General features: G+C 68.3%; 1 protein-coding gene. It reads left to right on the top strand.

Annotated features, from left to right (window positions below; genetic code table 11):
- Nucleotides 1–69: 69 nt before the first annotated feature.
- Nucleotides 70–413: alcohol dehydrogenase catalytic domain-containing protein (locus R0J87_RS18650; protein ID WP_498888066.1), on the top strand; the 344-nt coding region annotated here is incomplete at its 3' end.

The raw sequence follows: 413 nt of genomic DNA on the forward strand, positions 1-413 counted from the left end.
CTTGTGCCCGCGCCCCCGGTGCCAGCCCTTGGCCGGACGGATGCGCGCGTCGAGGTGATCGAGGTCGGCGTGTGCGGCTCCGACATCGGCGCCTATCGCGACCTTCCGGGGACGCTCCGGACATGGGGACACGAGATCCTATGCCGGGTTCAGCATGTGGGCCAAGATGTCTCGGGTGTGGCCGCCGGGGACTACGCGGTCGTCCGGACCACCGCGCCCTGTGGCCGATGCGAGAAGTGCCTCGCGCACCAACCGGAGGCGTGCCCTAACTTCAAGCGGCACGCCTTCAATGGCTTTACGAGCGCGTTGGTGCTGCCGGCCCGGCTCTTGCTGCGGGTGCCGGACCGATCCGCCGCGCCCTTTGTTCTGACAGAGCCCTTGAACGTGGCGATTGACCTTCTGAGGGACGCCTG

It is taken from the genome of Halomonas sp. SIMBA_159, from assembly GCF_046536035.1.
GTDB classification, from domain to species: domain Bacteria; phylum Pseudomonadota; class Gammaproteobacteria; order Pseudomonadales; family Halomonadaceae; genus Vreelandella; species Vreelandella venusta_A.